The organism is Bacillus sp. GW821-FHT01G09 (assembly GCF_059422205.1).
Genome location: NZ_JBWKWL010000007.1, coordinates 25,740 through 42,415, shown reverse-complemented (window position 1 = coordinate 42,415; position 16,676 = coordinate 25,740). Strand labels below are relative to the sequence as shown.

The following is a 16,676-nucleotide window of genomic DNA, read 5'->3' as shown; positions in this document are numbered from 1 at the left end:
GAAACCTTGAGTGGGAGGGTTTACCCTATTACCACATCACGGACTTAAGGAGGTGTGTCTCGTGGCTAAAAAAGTAGTTAAAGTTGTAAAATTGCAAATTCCTGCTGGAAAAGCTAACCCAGCACCACCAGTTGGACCTGCACTTGGTCAAGCCGGTGTTAACATCATGGGATTCTGTAAGGAGTTTAACGCTCGTACAGCTGACCAAGCTGGTTTAATCATTCCTGTTGAAATTTCGGTTTACGAAGACCGTTCATTTACATTTATTACAAAAACTCCACCTGCTGCAGTATTGCTTAAAAAAGCAGCTGGAATTGAGTCTGGTTCTGGTGAACCAAACCGTAATAAAGTGGCAACCGTTAAGCGCGATAAAGTACGCGAAATCGCTGAAACGAAAATGCCTGACTTAAACGCAGCAGACGTTGAAGCGGCAATGCGCATGGTTGAAGGTACTGCCCGCAGTATGGGTATTGTAATCGAGGATTAATTTGTTTCTTGTCGGGTTGCGAGTTTTAACAAGTTCGCAACCCTTATTCGTGGGAGGTTATTCCGCTATAACCACATAAGGAGGAAATTTTAAAATGGCTAAAAAAGGTAAAAAGTACGTTGAAGCTGCTAAGCTTGTAGACCGTTCTAAAGCTTACGACGTCTCTGAAGCAGTAGCTCTCGTTAAAAAAACAAACACAGCTAAATTCGACGCTACAGTTGAAGTGGCTTTCCGTTTAGGGGTTGACCCTCGTAAAAACGACCAGCAAATCCGTGGAGCAGTTGTGCTTCCAAACGGAACTGGTAAAACTCAGCGCGTTCTCGTTTTCGCAAAAGGCGAAAAAGCGAAAGAAGCTGAAGCTGCTGGTGCAGATTTCGTAGGCGATACTGACTACATCAACAAAATTCAACAAGGCTGGTTCGATTTCGATGTAATCGTAGCTACACCTGACATGATGGGTGAAGTTGGTAAAATCGGTCGTGTACTTGGACCAAAAGGTTTAATGCCAAACCCTAAAACTGGTACAGTTACTTTCGAAGTTGAAAAAGCGATCGGCGAAATCAAAGCTGGTAAAGTTGAATACCGCGTTGATAAAGCTGGAAACATTCATGTGCCTATCGGTAAAGTTTCTTTCGAGGATGAAAAACTTGTTGAGAACTTCACAACAATGTACGATACAATCCTTAAAGCTAAACCTGCTGCAGCTAAAGGCGTTTACGTGAAAAACGTTGCTGTAACTTCTACTATGGGACCTGGTGTCAAAGTAGACTCTTCAACTTTTAACGTAAAATAATATTGACATGACATCAACATTCTGATATTATTCAAAATGTTGTAAAATAGAATATCATTTATACCGTAGACAGTAGGGGCCTAACCGCTTAATTATCCTACCGAGGTGTATATTATCACAGCTATTACGTTACGTATGCTTGTATATACAGCCTCCATGTCTCATGGAGGCTTTTTATATGGAATCCGTCGTCTCAGTCGTGATCACCTAACGGTATAAGTGTTACACAAGAATCTACAGGAGGTGTAACCATGAGCAGCGCAATTGAAACAAAAAAAGTTGTTGTTGAAGAAATTGCTTCTAAACTGAAAGAAAGTAAATCAACGATCATCGTTGACTATCGCGGACTTAACGTTTCTGAAGTAACTGAACTTCGTAAACAGCTTCGCGAAGCTAACGTTGAGTTCAAAGTTTACAAAAATACGATGACTCGCCGTGCGGTTGAACAAGCTGAGCTTAATGGTTTGAATGATTTCTTAACTGGACCGAACGCGATCGCATTCAGCACTGAAGATGTTGTCGCTCCGGCTAAAGTTCTTAATGACTTCGCTAAAAATCACGAAGCTCTTGAAATCAAAGCTGGCGTTATCGAAGGTAAAGTTTCTACTGTTGAAGAAGTGAAAGCTCTTGCTGAACTTCCATCACGCGAAGGCTTGCTTTCTATGTTGCTTAGCGTACTTCAAGCTCCAGTTCGCAACCTTGCTCTTGCTGCAAAAGCTGTGGCAGAACAAAAGGAAGAACAAGGCGCTTAATCTAATCAGTTTTTCATAAATTAAAACAAAATGGAGGAATTACAAATGGCTTTAAATATTGAAGAAATCATTGCTTCCGTTAAAGAAGCAACTGTACTTGAATTGAACGACCTAGTAAAAGCAATCGAAGAAGAATTTGGCGTAACTGCTGCTGCTCCTGTAGCTGTAGCTGGCGGAGCTGCTGCAGGCGGAGCTGCTGAAGAGCAAAGCGAATTCGATCTTATCCTTGCTGGTGCAGGATCTCAAAAAATCAAAGTTATCAAAGTTGTACGTGAAATCACTGGTCTTGGCTTGAAAGAAGCTAAAGAACTTGTTGACAACACTCCAAAACCACTTAAAGAAGGTATTGCTAAAGAAGAAGCTGAAGAGCTTAAAGCTAAACTTGAAGAAGTTGGCGCTTCTGTAGAAGTTAAGTAATCTTCACTTACCTGTAGGGGAAGCTCGCTTTTATGAGGCGAGCTTTTTCTTTGCCATTCTTTAAGCCGTGAAAAAAGGAGGTTCTAATAATGAGTGAGCACTATTATTCAGAAAAACCTTCAGTGAAAAGCAACAAGCAAACCTGGTCTTTTAGGCTTCGGAATAAAGATTTCACGTTTACCAGCGACAGCGGGGTTTTTTCTAAAAAAGAAGTTGATTTCGGCTCCCGCCTGCTGATTGATTCTTTTGAAGAGCCTGAGGTTGAGGGCGGCATTTTGGATGTAGGCTGCGGATACGGCCCGATTGGTTTATCGCTCGCCAGCGACTTTAAAGACCGGACTATCCACATGATTGACGTTAATGAGAGAGCCGTAGAACTATCAAATGAAAATGCGGAACAAAACGGAATAACAAACGTTAAGATTTATCAAAGCGATTTGTTTTCAAACGTTGATTCTGCTCAAACATTTGCTTCTATTCTTACAAATCCCCCAATCCGAGCCGGAAAAAAAGTTGTCCATGCTATCTTTGAGAAAAGCGCTGAACACTTAAAAGCTTCAGGTGAGTTGTGGATCGTCATACAGAAAAAGCAAGGCGCGCCTTCGGCCATTGAAAAGCTCGAGGAACTGTTTGATGAAGTTTCTGTCGTTCAAAAAAAGAAAGGCTATTATATCATAAAAGCAAAAAAAGTTTGACTCGGTATTTTAACTATGTTAATATTGTAAAATGCCAATGTATATATTTTGCTTGATATGATGAATTGTCAATATCTATGTATAAATTATACAAGTATGGAAATGCTAATAAAATCGGTATTTGTTTTTGGATGTGGTTTTCTTAATTAGAAACCCTTTTTTCTTTTGTCTTGTAAAAGTATTTTCTTTCTTTGGAAGAAATGCTTATTACACATATAATACGCATGATTTGAGGGGTGAATCAGTTGACAGGTCAACTAGTTCAGTATGGACGACACCGCCAGCGCAGAAGCTATGCTCGCATTAGCGAAGTGTTAGAATTACCAAATCTCATTGAAATTCAAACCTCTTCTTATCAGTGGTTTCTTGATGAGGGTCTTAGAGAGATGTTTCAAGACATATCACCAATTGAGGATTTCACTGGTAACCTCTCTCTTGAGTTCATTGATTATAGTTTAGGTGAGCCTAAATATCCTGTAGAGGAATCAAAAGAACGTGATGTGACTTACTCAGCTCCGCTAAGAGTGAAGGTTCGTTTAATTAACAAAGAAACTGGAGAGGTAAAAGACCAAGATGTCTTCATGGGTGATTTCCCTATTATGACAGATACAGGTACTTTTATCATTAACGGTGCGGAACGCGTTATCGTTTCCCAGCTTGTTCGGTCTCCAAGTGTATATTTCAGTGGTAAAGTAGACAAAAACGGTAAAAAAGGTTTTACCGCAACTGTCATTCCAAACCGTGGCGCATGGTTAGAATACGAAACTGATGCGAAAGATGTTGTTTATGTCCGCATTGATCGCACACGTAAGTTGCCGGTTACGGTTCTTTTGCGTGCTCTCGGCTTCGGCTCCGATCAAGAGATTCTTGATCTCATAGGAGAAAACGAATACCTGCGAAATACGCTTGATAAAGATAACACAGAAAACAGCGACAAAGCGTTGCTGGAAATTTACGAGCGTCTCCGTCCTGGAGAGCCGCCTACAGTAGAAAATGCGAAAAGCTTGCTTGATTCTCGTTTCTTTGATCCGAAACGATACGATCTTGCCAATGTAGGACGCTATAAAATTAATAAAAAACTTCATATTAAGAATCGCCTCTTCAATCAGAGACTTGCTGAAACGCTTGTTGATCCTGAAACAGGAGAAATCCTTGCTGAAAAAGGTCAGATTCTTGATAGAAGAACACTTGATAAAGTACTGCCATACTTAGAAAACGGAATCGGTTTCAGAAAGCTGTATCCGAATGGCGGCGTTGTTGAAGATGAAGTGACTCTTCAATCAATTAAAATCTTTGCTCCGACTGATCAAGAAGGAGAACAGGTTATTAATGTAATCGGCAATGCTTACATCGAAGAAGAGATTAAAAACATCACGCCTGCTGATATTATTTCTTCAATCAGCTACTTCTTCAACCTGCTGCACGGAGTAGGCGACACAGATGATATCGATCATCTTGGAAACCGCCGTTTACGTTCTGTAGGTGAGCTTCTCCAGAACCAATTCCGTATCGGTTTAAGCCGTATGGAGCGTGTGGTTCGTGAGAGAATGTCAATTCAAGATACGAATACAATTACGCCTCAGCAGCTGATCAATATTCGTCCTGTTATTGCGTCCATTAAAGAGTTCTTTGGAAGCTCACAGCTTTCTCAATTCATGGATCAGACGAACCCGCTTGCTGAATTAACGCACAAGCGTCGTCTGTCAGCATTAGGACCGGGCGGATTGACACGTGAGCGTGCCGGAATGGAAGTGCGTGACGTTCACTACTCCCACTATGGCCGTATGTGTCCGATTGAAACGCCTGAGGGCCCGAACATCGGTTTGATCAACTCACTATCATCTTATGCAAAAGTAAACCGTTTTGGCTTTATTGAAACGCCATATCGCCGCGTTGACCCTGAAACAGGGAAGGTAACGGGCAGAATCGATTACTTAACTGCTGATGAAGAGGATAACTATGTTGTCGCTCAAGCGAATGCTCGTCTTGATGACGAAGGCGCCTTTATTGATGACAGCATCGTAGCTCGTTTCCGCGGGGAGAACACCGTTGTTTCCAGAAATCGTGTAGACTACATGGATGTATCGCCTAAGCAGGTTGTATCTGCTGCGACAGCATGTATCCCGTTCTTAGAAAACGATGACTCCAACCGTGCCCTCATGGGAGCGAACATGCAGCGTCAGGCTGTGCCTTTGATGCAGCCGGAAGCGCCATTTGTTGGAACTGGTATGGAATACGTATCAGGAAAAGACTCTGGTGCCGCTGTTATTTGTAAACACCCTGGTATCGTTGAACGCGTAGAAGCGAAAAACGTTTGGGTTCGCCGTTATGAAGAAGTAGACGGTCAAAAAGTAAAAGGAAACCTGGATAAATACAGCCTGCTGAAATTTGTCCGCTCTAACCAAGGTACGTGCTACAACCAGCGTCCGATCGTAAGTGTCGGCGATGAAGTGGTAAAAGGAGAAATCCTTGCTGACGGTCCTTCTATGGAGCTTGGTGAACTTGCACTTGGCCGTAACGTAATGGTCGGCTTCATGACATGGGATGGCTACAACTATGAGGATGCCATCATCATGAGTGAACGCCTAGTGAAGGATGATGTTTATACATCTATCCACATTGAAGAATACGAATCAGAAGCACGTGATACGAAACTTGGACCTGAAGAAATCACTCGCGATATTCCAAACGTCGGTGAAGATGCGCTTCGCAATCTTGATGACCGCGGAATCATCCGTATTGGGGCAGAAGTAAAAGACGGAGATCTTCTTGTTGGTAAAGTAACGCCTAAAGGCGTAACTGAACTGACTGCAGAAGAACGCCTTCTTCACGCCATCTTTGGCGAGAAAGCCCGCGAGGTTCGTGATACTTCTCTTCGTGTGCCTCATGGCGGCGGCGGAATTATCCATGACGTTAAAGTCTTCAACCGTGAAGACGGAGACGAACTTCCTCCAGGTGTTAACCAGTTAGTACGCGTATATATCGTTCAGAAACGTAAGATTTCTGAAGGGGATAAAATGGCCGGTCGTCACGGTAACAAAGGTGTTATCTCTAAGATTCTTCCTGAAGAGGATATGCCTTACCTTCCTGACGGCACACCAATTGATATCATGCTTAACCCGCTGGGCGTACCATCACGTATGAACATCGGGCAGGTATTGGAACTTCACATGGGTATGGCCGCTCGTTACCTTGGCATTCACATTGCATCTCCTGTATTTGACGGAGCGCGAGAAGAGGATGTCTGGGAAACACTTGAAGAAGCCGGCATGTCTCGTGACGCCAAAACAGTGCTTTACGACGGACGTACTGGAGAGCCGTTTGATAACCGTGTATCTGTCGGTATCATGTACATGATCAAACTAGCTCACATGGTTGACGATAAACTTCATGCACGCTCTACAGGCCCTTACTCACTTGTTACGCAGCAGCCTCTTGGCGGTAAAGCGCAATTTGGCGGACAGCGTTTTGGTGAGATGGAGGTTTGGGCACTTGAAGCTTACGGTGCGGCTTACACTCTTCAAGAAATTCTGACTGTTAAGTCTGATGACGTGGTTGGACGTGTGAAAACATACGAAGCCATCGTTAAAGGCGACAATGTTCCTGAACCAGGTGTTCCGGAATCATTCAAAGTATTAATCAAAGAACTTCAAAGCTTAGGTATGGATGTCAAAATCCTTTCTGGTGATGAAGAAGAAATAGAAATGAGAGATTTAGAAGACGAAGAAGATGCGAAACAAGCTGACGGCCTGGCATTATCAGGTGATGAAGAGCCGGAAGAAACAGCATCTGCAGACGTTGAACGCGATGTAGTAACAAAAGAATAATCTCTAGTTATAAAGGCAAGTGACATCGGTTAATCCGAAGATAAAAAGGGAGGTAGGCCCCTTGCTAGATGTGAACAATTTTGAGTATATGAACATCGGTCTTGCTTCACCAGATAAAATCCGTTCATGGTCTTTTGGTGAAGTGAAAAAGCCTGAAACGATAAACTATCGTACGTTAAAACCTGAAAAGGACGGTCTATTCTGCGAACGCATTTTCGGACCGACTAAGGACTGGGAATGTCATTGCGGGAAGTACAAGCGAGTTCGTTATAAAGGCGTAGTTTGTGACCGCTGCGGAGTCGAAGTAACACGGGCTAAAGTCCGTCGTGAGAGAATGGGGCACATTGAACTGGCTGCCCCAGTTTCCCACATTTGGTATTTCAAAGGTATTCCAAGTCGTATGGGTCTTGTGCTGGATATGTCACCTCGTGCTTTAGAAGAAGTCATTTACTTTGCTTCTTACGTTGTAACTGATCCGGCGAATACACCGCTTGAAAAGAAACAGCTTCTGTCTGAGAAAGAATATCGTGCTTATCTTGATAAATACGGTAATAAATTCCAAGCATCTATGGGTGCTGAAGCAATTCATAAACTTCTTCAAGATATCGATCTTGTAAAAGAAGTTGATATGTTAAAAGAAGAGCTGAAAACTTCACAAGGACAACGCCGTACTCGTGCGATCAAACGTCTTGAAGTTTTAGAAGCCTTCCGTAACTCAGGAAACAAGCCTTCTTGGATGATCCTTGATGTGCTTCCTGTTATTCCTCCGGAGCTTAGACCGATGGTTCAGCTAGATGGCGGACGTTTTGCGACTTCTGATTTGAATGACCTTTATCGTCGTGTCATCAACCGTAACAATCGTTTGAAACGCCTTTTGGACCTTGGTGCGCCTAGCATCATTGTTCAAAACGAAAAGCGTATGCTTCAAGAGGCTGTCGATGCCCTAATTGACAACGGCCGCCGCGGACGCCCTGTAACAGGTCCTGGTAACAGACCGTTAAAATCTCTTTCTCACATGCTGAAAGGGAAGCAAGGACGTTTCCGTCAAAACCTTCTTGGTAAACGTGTCGATTACTCCGGACGTTCTGTAATCGTTGTTGGTCCTCATTTGAAAATGTACCAATGCGGATTACCGAAGGAAATGGCACTTGAACTTTTCAAACCTTTCGTTATGAAAGAACTTGTTGAAAAAGGTCTTGCTCACAACATTAAGAGTGCGAAACGCAAAATTGAGCGCGTACAGCCTGAAGTTTGGGATGTACTAGAATCAGTTATTAAGGAGCACCCGGTACTGCTGAACCGTGCCCCTACTCTTCACAGATTAGGTATCCAGGCGTTTGAACCAACGCTTGTTGAAGGACGCGCAATCCGTCTTCACCCGCTCGTATGTACAGCTTACAACGCTGACTTTGACGGTGACCAAATGGCGGTTCACGTACCATTATCTGCTGAAGCACAAGCTGAAGCACGCATCTTGATGCTTGCTGCTCAAAACATCTTGAACCCTAAAGATGGTAAACCGGTTGTAACACCGTCTCAGGATATGGTACTAGGTAACTATTACCTGACACTTGAGCGTGCTGGTGCTGTCGGTGAAGGCATGGTCTTCAAGAATACAGACGAAGCGCTTCTTGCTTATCAAAACGGATATGTTCACCTTCATACGAGAGTAGCTGTTGCAGCTAACTCACTTAAGAATGTGACATTTACCGAAGAACAGCGCTCAAAATTGTTAATTACAACTGTCGGTAAGCTTGTCTTCAATGAAATTCTTCCGGAATCATTCCCTTACATGAATGAACCAACGAAGAGCAACATTGAAGAGAAAACACCTGACCGTTTCTTCTTAGAAAAAGGTGCTGACGTTAAAGCTGTTATCGCACAGCAGCCAATCAATGCGCCGTTTAAAAAAGGCATTCTGGGTAAAATCATCGCGGAAATCTTTAAACGATTCCATATTACGGAAACGTCTAAAATGCTTGACCGCATGAAAAACCTAGGTTTCAAATATTCAACAAAAGCTGGTATTACAGTTGGGGTTTCTGACATCGTCGTACTCGATGATAAACAAGAAATTCTTGAAGAAGCGCAAAGCAAAGTTGACAACGTTATGAAGCAGTTCCGCCGCGGTCTTATCACTGAAGAAGAACGCTATGAGAGAGTCATCTCTATCTGGAGTGCTGCAAAAGACGTTATCCAAGGCAAACTGATGAAATCACTTGATGAACTCAACCCGATCTACATGATGAGTGACTCTGGTGCCCGTGGTAACGCATCTAACTTTACGCAGCTTGCCGGAATGCGCGGCCTGATGGCCAACCCGGCTGGACGTATCATTGAGTTGCCGATCAAATCAAGTTTCCGTGAAGGTCTGACAGTATTGGAGTACTTTATCTCCACACATGGTGCGCGTAAAGGTCTTGCCGATACCGCTCTTAAAACTGCTGACTCAGGTTACCTTACACGCCGTCTCGTTGACGTTGCGCAGGATGTTATCATCCGTGAAACTGATTGCGGAACTGACCGAGGCATTCTTGCTAAGCCTCTTAAAGAAGGAACCGAAACAATTGAGCGCTTAGAAGAACGCTTAATCGGACGTTTTGCAAGAAAACAAGTGAAGCACCCTGAAACAGGTGAAGTGCTTGTGAATGAAAACGAACTGATCGATGAAGATAAAGCACTGGAGATTGTCGAAGCCGGCATTGAAGAAGTATGGATCCGGTCTGCCTTCACATGTAATACGCCTCATGGTGTATGTAAACGATGCTATGGCCGAAATCTTGCAACTGGCTCCGATGTTGAAGTCGGTGAAGCTGTCGGAATCATTGCTGCCCAATCAATCGGTGAGCCTGGTACACAGTTAACAATGCGTACATTCCATACAGGCGGGGTTGCCGGAGACGATATCACACAGGGTCTTCCGCGTATCCAAGAGCTTTTCGAAGCGCGTAATCCGAAAGGTCAGGCAACAATTACAGAAATCGACGGTACAGTCGTTGAAATCAATGAAGTTCGTGATAAGCAACAGGAAATTGTGGTTCAAGGCGCAGTGGAAACACGTTCTTATACGGCACCTTACAACTCCCGCCTGAAAGTAGCGGAAGGAGATAAAATTACTCGAGGCCAAGTACTGACAGAAGGTTCAATCGATCCGAAAGAACTTCTTAAAGTAACTGACCTGACAACTGTTCAAGAGTATCTTCTCCATGAGGTTCAAAAGGTTTACCGTATGCAGGGTGTTGAAATCGGTGATAAACACGTAGAAGTAATGGTTCGCCAGATGCTTCGCAAAGTACGCGTGATTGATGCCGGTGACACTGATGTACTTCCAGGTACATTGCTTGATATTCACCAATTTACTGAAGCGAACAAAAAGGTATTGCTTGAAGGCAATCGACCTGCTACAGGCCGTCCTGTCTTACTCGGTATTACAAAAGCATCTCTTGAAACTGATTCATTCTTATCTGCTGCTTCCTTCCAGGAAACAACACGTGTCCTTACAGATGCAGCGATCAAAGGTAAGCGTGACGAGCTTCTCGGCTTGAAAGAGAATGTTATCATCGGTAAGCTTGTTCCAGCTGGTACAGGAATGATGAAATACCGTAAAGTAAAACCAGTATCAAATGTTCAGCCGACTGACGATATGGTCCCGGTTGAATAACTGATTTAACTCTGCTGAAAGACTGCAAAAACAGTCTTTCAGCAGATATATTTATGAAAAAGTCACTCTATGAGAAGAACGAATCTAAAAAATGTCATACCTTGTTGACATTCGTCTCCTAGAATGATAATATAACCAAGGTGCTCGAAATAAACCTGTTACTTTGGAGGATATGTTTATGTCTTATGATAAAGTATCACAGGCCAAATCAATTATTATTGGTACGAAGCAAACAGTGAAAGCTCTAAAGCGAGGTTCAGTAAAGGAAGTAGTCGTTGCAAAAGACGCAGATCCGATACTCACGTCAAGTGTTGTTTCACTTGCTGAAGATCAAGGTATCTCTGTCTCAATGGTTGAATCCATGAAAAAGCTCGGCAAAGCCTGCGGAATTGAGGTAGGAGCAGCCGCTGTTGCCATTATTTTATAACGTACTTTTGTTTTTGCGTAAGTTTCCATCTTGTGTAAAGACATTGTTTTTTGCCTTTTGATGAACCACCTGGGTATGTGGGTTATAAAACGTAATGAAGGGAGGAAAAATTCATGCCTACAATTAATCAGCTAATTCGCAAAGGACGCGTGAGTAAAGTAGAAAACTCAAAGTCTCCTGCACTTAACAAAGGATACAACAGCTTTAAAAAAGAGCACACTAACGTATCTTCTCCACAAAAACGCGGGGTATGTACTCGTGTTGGTACAATGACACCGAAAAAACCGAACTCAGCACTTCGTAAATATGCTCGTGTTCGTTTGACTAACGGAATCGAGGTTACTGCTTACATTCCTGGTATCGGTCACAACCTGCAAGAGCACAGTGTTGTACTTATCCGCGGCGGACGTGTAAAAGACTTACCAGGGGTACGTTACCACATCGTTCGTGGTGCGCTTGATACTGCTGGAGTTGAAAATCGTGCACAAGGCCGTTCTAAATACGGTACGAAAAAACCTAAAGCAAAATAATATACGAAAATACGCATAATTGATGAAGGGAGGATATTCAGATGCCACGTAAAGGTCCTGTAGCAAAAAGAGATGTTTTACCTGATCCGATTTACAACTCTAAGCTTGTATCTCGTTTAATCAACAAAATGATGATCGATGGTAAAAAAGGTAAGTCTCAAACAATCCTATACAAGTCATTCGATATCATTAAAGAACGTACTGGCAATGATGCAATGGAGGTTTTCGAACAAGCATTGAAAAACATCATGCCTGTACTTGAAGTAAAAGCACGCCGTGTAGGTGGTGCGAACTACCAAGTTCCTGTAGAAGTTCGTCCTGAACGTCGTACGACTCTTGGACTTCGCTGGTTAGTTAACTACGCTCGTCTTCGCGGAGAAAAAACGATGGAAGAGCGTTTAGCTAACGAAATCCTTGACGCAGCTAACAACACTGGTGCTGCTGTTAAGAAACGTGAAGACACTCATAAGATGGCTGAAGCAAACAAAGCATTTGCTCACTATCGCTGGTAGGATTTATAGATTAACAAAACACAATTTCCTAATAAGGAAGGAGAAATTACCCAATGGCAAGAGAGTTCTCCTTAGAAAAAACTCGTAATATCGGTATCATGGCTCACATCGATGCCGGTAAAACGACTACTACAGAACGTATCTTGTTCTATACTGGTCGTATCCACAAAATTGGTGAAACTCATGAAGGAGCTTCACAAATGGACTGGATGGAGCAGGAACAAGAACGTGGTATCACAATCACTTCCGCTGCGACAACTGCACAGTGGAAAGGATACCGCGTAAACATCATCGACACTCCAGGACACGTAGACTTCACAGTTGAAGTTGAACGTTCTCTTCGTGTACTTGATGGTGCTGTTGCTGTACTTGACGCGCAATCAGGCGTTGAGCCTCAAACAGAAACTGTTTGGCGTCAGGCAACAACTTATGGAGTACCGCGTATCGTTTTTGTTAACAAAATGGACAAAATCGGTGCAGACTTCCTTTACTCTGTAGGAACTTTAAGAGACCGTCTTCAAGCAAACGCTCATGCAATTCAATTGCCGATCGGTGCTGAAGATAACTTCGAAGGTATCATCGACCTTGTAGAAAACGTTGCGTATTTCTACGAAGATGACCTCGGAACTCGTTCTGATGCAAAAGAGATCCCTGAAGAGTACAAAGAGCAAGCTGAAGAGCTTCGCAACAGCCTTATTGAAGCTGTATGTGAGCTTGATGAAGAGCTTATGGATAAGTACCTTGAGGGTGAAGAAATCACAATTGACGAGTTAAAAGCAGGAATTCGTAAAGGTACATTAAATGTTGAATTCTACCCTGTTCTTGTTGGTTCTGCCTTCAAAAACAAAGGTGTTCAACTAGTACTTGATGCTGTTCTTGACTACCTTCCTGCACCAACTGACGTTGCTGCAATCAAAGGTACACGTCCTGATACAAATGAAGAGATTGAGCGTCATTCTTCTGACGAAGAGCCATTCTCTGCATTAGCATTTAAAGTTATGACTGACCCTTACGTTGGTAAGTTGACGTTCTTCCGTGTGTACTCTGGAACACTTGATTCTGGTTCATACGTGAAAAACTCTACTAAAGGCAAACGTGAGCGTGTTGGACGTATTCTTCAAATGCACGCTAACAGCCGTGAAGAAATCTCTACTGTATACGCAGGGGATATCGCAGCTGCTGTAGGTCTAAAAGATACAACTACTGGAGATACTCTATGTGATGAGAAGGATCTTGTTATCCTTGAGTCAATGGAATTCCCAGAACCAGTTATCGACGTTGCTATTGAGCCTAAATCAAAAGCTGACCAAGATAAAATGGGTATCGCTTTAGCGAAACTTGCTGAAGAAGATCCTACATTCCGTACTCAAACAAACCCAGAAACTGGCCAAACGATCATCTCTGGTATGGGTGAACTTCACCTTGATATCATTGTTGACCGTATGAAACGCGAATTTAAAGTAGAAGCCAATGTTGGTGCTCCTCAAGTTGCGTACCGTGAAACATTCCGTACCGGTGCAAAAGTTGAAGGTAAATTCGTACGTCAGTCTGGTGGACGCGGTCAGTTCGGACACGTTTGGATCGAATTCGAACCAAACGAAGAAGGCGCTGGCTTTGAATTTGAAAATGCGATTGTCGGTGGGGTCGTTCCTCGTGAATATATCCCAGCTGTTCAAGCAGGTCTGGAAGATGCACTTGAAAATGGTGTACTAGCAGGCTTCCCGCTTATCGACATTAAAGCTAAACTTTTCGACGGTTCTTACCATGATGTTGACTCAAACGAAATGGCATTTAAAGTTGCTGCTTCTATGGCATTGAAAAATGCAGTCAGCAAATGTAACCCAGTTCTTCTTGAACCAATCATGAAAGTAGAAGTGGTTATTCCAGAAGAATACATGGGAGATATCATGGGTGATATCACTTCACGTCGCGGACGCGTAGAAGGTATGGAAGCACGCGGTAACGCTCAAGTTGTTCGCGCTATGGTTCCTCTTGCTGAAATGTTCGGTTACGCTACTGCACTTCGTTCTAATACGCAAGGTCGCGGTACGTTCACTATGCACATGGATCACTACGAAGAAGTGCCGAAGAGCGTCGCAGAAGAAATTATCAAAAAAAATAAAGGCGAATAATTGATTTTGCCTCTTAACTCAAGTATAACTACTATTGTAAGATGAGGAAGTGAAAGCTTTCTTTCACTTCCTATCACTCTATACATTACTAATTAAAAGCTCTTAAGGAGGATTTTAGAATGGCTAAAGAAAAATTCGACCGTTCCAAATCACATGCCAATATTGGTACAATTGGACACGTTGACCATGGTAAAACAACTTTAACTGCTGCTATCACAACAGTACTTCATAAGAAATCTGGTAAAGGTACAGCTATGGCGTACGATCAAATTGATGGTGCTCCAGAAGAACGTGAGCGCGGTATCACAATCTCTACTGCACACGTTGAGTACGAAACTGAAACTCGTCACTATGCACACGTTGACTGCCCAGGACACGCTGACTATGTTAAAAACATGATCACTGGTGCTGCGCAAATGGACGGAGCTATCCTTGTAGTATCTGCTGCTGATGGCCCAATGCCACAAACTCGTGAGCACATCCTTCTTTCTAAAAACGTTGGTGTACCATACATCGTTGTATTCTTAAACAAATGCGACATGGTAGACGACGAAGAGCTTCTTGAACTAGTTGAAATGGAAGTTCGCGATCTTCTTAGCGAATACGACTTCCCTGGTGATGATGTACCAGTAATCAAAGGTTCTGCTCTTAAAGCTCTTGAAGGTGACGCTGAGTACGAAGCGAAAATCTTCGAACTTATGGATGCGGTTGATGAGTACATCCCAACTCCAGAACGCGACACTGAAAAACCATTCATGATGCCAGTTGAGGACGTATTCTCAATCACTGGTCGTGGTACAGTTGCTACTGGCCGTGTAGAACGCGGACAAGTTAAAGTCGGTGACGAAGTTGAAATCATCGGTCTTCAAGATGAGAACAAGAAAACAACTGTTACAGGTGTTGAAATGTTCCGTAAGCTTCTTGATTACGCTGAAGCTGGTGACAACATTGGTGCCCTTCTTCGCGGTGTATCTCGTGAAGAAATCCAACGTGGTCAAGTACTTGCTAAACCAGGTACAATCACTCCACACAGCAAATTCAAAGCTGAAGTTTACGTTCTTTCTAAAGAAGAGGGTGGACGTCATACTCCATTCTTCTCTAACTACCGTCCTCAGTTCTACTTCCGTACAACTGACGTAACTGGTATCATCCATCTTCCAGAAGGCGTAGAAATGGTTATGCCTGGAGATAACACTGAAATGAACGTTGAACTTATTTCTACAATCGCTATCGAAGAAGGAACTCGTTTCTCTATTCGTGAAGGCGGACGTACTGTTGGTTCAGGCGTTGTTTCTACAATCACTGAGTAATAGTATGATTTTAAACGAGACCCCTGCGGGTCTCGTTTTTTGTTTGCTTATCTTTTTCTTGTATAATAGGATCTATCATATTCGAGGGGTTAATATTTATGATTCCTGAAAAGAAATCAATCGCAATCATGAAAGAACTAAGCATTGGAAATACAAAGCAAATGCTGATGATTAATGGAGTTGACGTGAAAAATCCATTGCTGCTTTTTTTACATGGCGGGCCGGGAACGTCGCAAATCGGATATGTTAGACATTATCAAAAAGAGCTGGAACAGTATTTTACAGTAGTTCATTGGGATCAGAGAGGATCGGGGCTTTCTTATTCTAAGCGAATTTCGCATCACTCTATGACAATAAATCACTTCATTAAAGATACAATCCAAGTCACTCAATGGCTTTTAGCTCATTTTTCAAAATCAAAACTTTACCTAGCCGGTCATTCTTGGGGATCAATACTGGCGCTTCATGTGCTGCAGCAGCGTCCTGATTTATTTTACACGTATTATGGAATCAGCCAGGTTGTTAACCCGCAAGATGAAGAATCAACTGCTTATCAACATATTCGTGAAATTTCCGAATCAAAAAAAGCCAGCATATTATCTTTCCTCACACGTTTCATTGGTGCTCCGCCTTGGAAGCAGGATATCCAGCACCTTATCTATCGGTTTTGTGTTGAGCTAACCAGGGGAGGATTCACTCACCGTCATCGTCAATCTCTAGCTGTATTATTTCAAATGCTTACTGGTAATGAGTATGGAGTGCGGAACATGCACAGCTTCCTTAATGGATTGCGCTTCAGTAAAAAACATTTAACTGATGAGTTGTACCGGTTTAATGCTTTTACATCAGTTCCTTCTATTAAAGTACCGTGTGTTTTCATTTCAGGGAAACATGACTTAATTGTTCCTGCAGAAATATCGAAACAGTATTATCAAGAACTTGAGGCACCTGAAAAGCGCTGGTTTCAATTTGAGAATTCAGCTCACACCCCGCATATTGAGGAGCCATCATTATTCGCGAACACATTAAGTCGGCATGCACGACACCATTTATGATAGATCCTTGATAAATAAGAAAAACCCCTGTATAATAAAAAAAGTGTGCAAACCATGCATATTTTAAATAAGTCTTGC

General features: G+C 42.8%; 13 protein-coding genes and 1 other annotated feature. All 13 genes read left to right on the top strand.

The window, feature by feature from the left end:
* The first annotated feature begins 61 nt into the window (after positions 1–61).
* The 13 genes from rplK to AC07VD_RS20185 all read left to right on the top strand — a co-directional run bounded on the left by rplK (position 62) and on the right by AC07VD_RS20185 (position 16,598).
* Positions 62–487, top strand: coding sequence for a 50S ribosomal protein L11 (gene rplK, locus AC07VD_RS20245; protein WP_003156430.1), 426 nt, complete (start codon positions 62–64; stop codon positions 485–487).
* 94 nt (positions 488–581) lie between these two features.
* Positions 582–1,280, top strand: coding sequence for a 50S ribosomal protein L1 (gene rplA / locus AC07VD_RS20240; RefSeq protein WP_003235040.1), 699 nt, complete (start codon positions 582–584; stop codon positions 1,278–1,280).
* A gap of 45 nt (positions 1,281–1,325) precedes the next feature.
* Positions 1,326–1,466: a sequence feature (ribosomal protein L10 leader region), on the top strand.
* A 65-nt stretch (positions 1,467–1,531) separates the two neighbouring features.
* Positions 1,532–2,032, top strand: a complete 501-nt coding sequence (rplJ, locus tag AC07VD_RS20235) for a 50S ribosomal protein L10 (RefSeq protein WP_003235042.1) — start codon at positions 1,532–1,534, stop codon at positions 2,030–2,032.
* Positions 2,033–2,077: 45 nt separating this feature from the next.
* On the top strand, positions 2,078–2,449 hold the full coding sequence (gene rplL / locus AC07VD_RS20230; protein ID WP_003156436.1) for a 50S ribosomal protein L7/L12: 372 nt from the start codon (positions 2,078–2,080) through the stop codon (positions 2,447–2,449).
* Positions 2,450–2,538: 89 nt separating this feature from the next.
* Positions 2,539–3,144 carry a class I SAM-dependent methyltransferase gene (locus tag AC07VD_RS20225; protein WP_003235045.1) on the top strand — a complete coding sequence of 202 codons (606 nt, stop codon included), beginning with the start codon at positions 2,539–2,541 and terminating at the stop codon, positions 3,142–3,144.
* Positions 3,145–3,389: 245 nt separating this feature from the next.
* Complete coding sequence (rpoB, locus tag AC07VD_RS20220; RefSeq protein WP_009966326.1) at positions 3,390–6,971, top strand: DNA-directed RNA polymerase subunit beta; 3,582 nt, start codon at positions 3,390–3,392, stop codon at positions 6,969–6,971.
* Positions 6,972–7,032: 61 nt separating this feature from the next.
* Positions 7,033–10,632: a DNA-directed RNA polymerase subunit beta' gene (gene rpoC, locus AC07VD_RS20215; RefSeq protein WP_004399688.1), complete on the top strand. Its 3,600-nt coding sequence runs from the start codon at positions 7,033–7,035 to the stop codon at positions 10,630–10,632.
* Positions 10,633–10,810: 178 nt separating this feature from the next.
* Positions 10,811–11,059: a 50S ribosomal protein L7ae-like protein gene (locus tag AC07VD_RS20210; protein ID WP_003225778.1), complete on the top strand. Its 249-nt coding sequence runs from the start codon at positions 10,811–10,813 to the stop codon at positions 11,057–11,059.
* A 113-nt stretch (positions 11,060–11,172) separates the two neighbouring features.
* Positions 11,173–11,589 (top strand): 30S ribosomal protein S12, encoded by a 417-nt coding sequence (rpsL, locus tag AC07VD_RS20205; RefSeq protein ID WP_003225781.1) that lies wholly within the window; start codon positions 11,173–11,175, stop codon positions 11,587–11,589.
* 41 nt (positions 11,590–11,630) lie between these two features.
* The gene (gene rpsG, locus AC07VD_RS20200; RefSeq protein ID WP_003225784.1) at positions 11,631–12,101 is read left to right on the top strand and encodes a 30S ribosomal protein S7; all 471 of its coding nucleotides are present in this window, start codon (positions 11,631–11,633) and stop codon (positions 12,099–12,101) included.
* A 53-nt stretch (positions 12,102–12,154) separates the two neighbouring features.
* Complete coding sequence (gene fusA / locus AC07VD_RS20195) at positions 12,155–14,233, top strand: elongation factor G (protein WP_003235056.1); 2,079 nt, start codon at positions 12,155–12,157, stop codon at positions 14,231–14,233.
* A 119-nt stretch (positions 14,234–14,352) separates the two neighbouring features.
* Entirely contained in the window at positions 14,353–15,543 is a 1,191-nt protein-coding gene (gene tuf / locus AC07VD_RS20190) for an elongation factor Tu (RefSeq protein WP_017695827.1), read from the top strand.
* 98 nt (positions 15,544–15,641) lie between these two features.
* Positions 15,642–16,598 (top strand): alpha/beta fold hydrolase, encoded by a 957-nt coding sequence (locus AC07VD_RS20185; RefSeq protein WP_494721964.1) that lies wholly within the window; start codon positions 15,642–15,644, stop codon positions 16,596–16,598.
* The last annotated feature ends 78 nt before the right edge of the window (positions 16,599–16,676 follow it).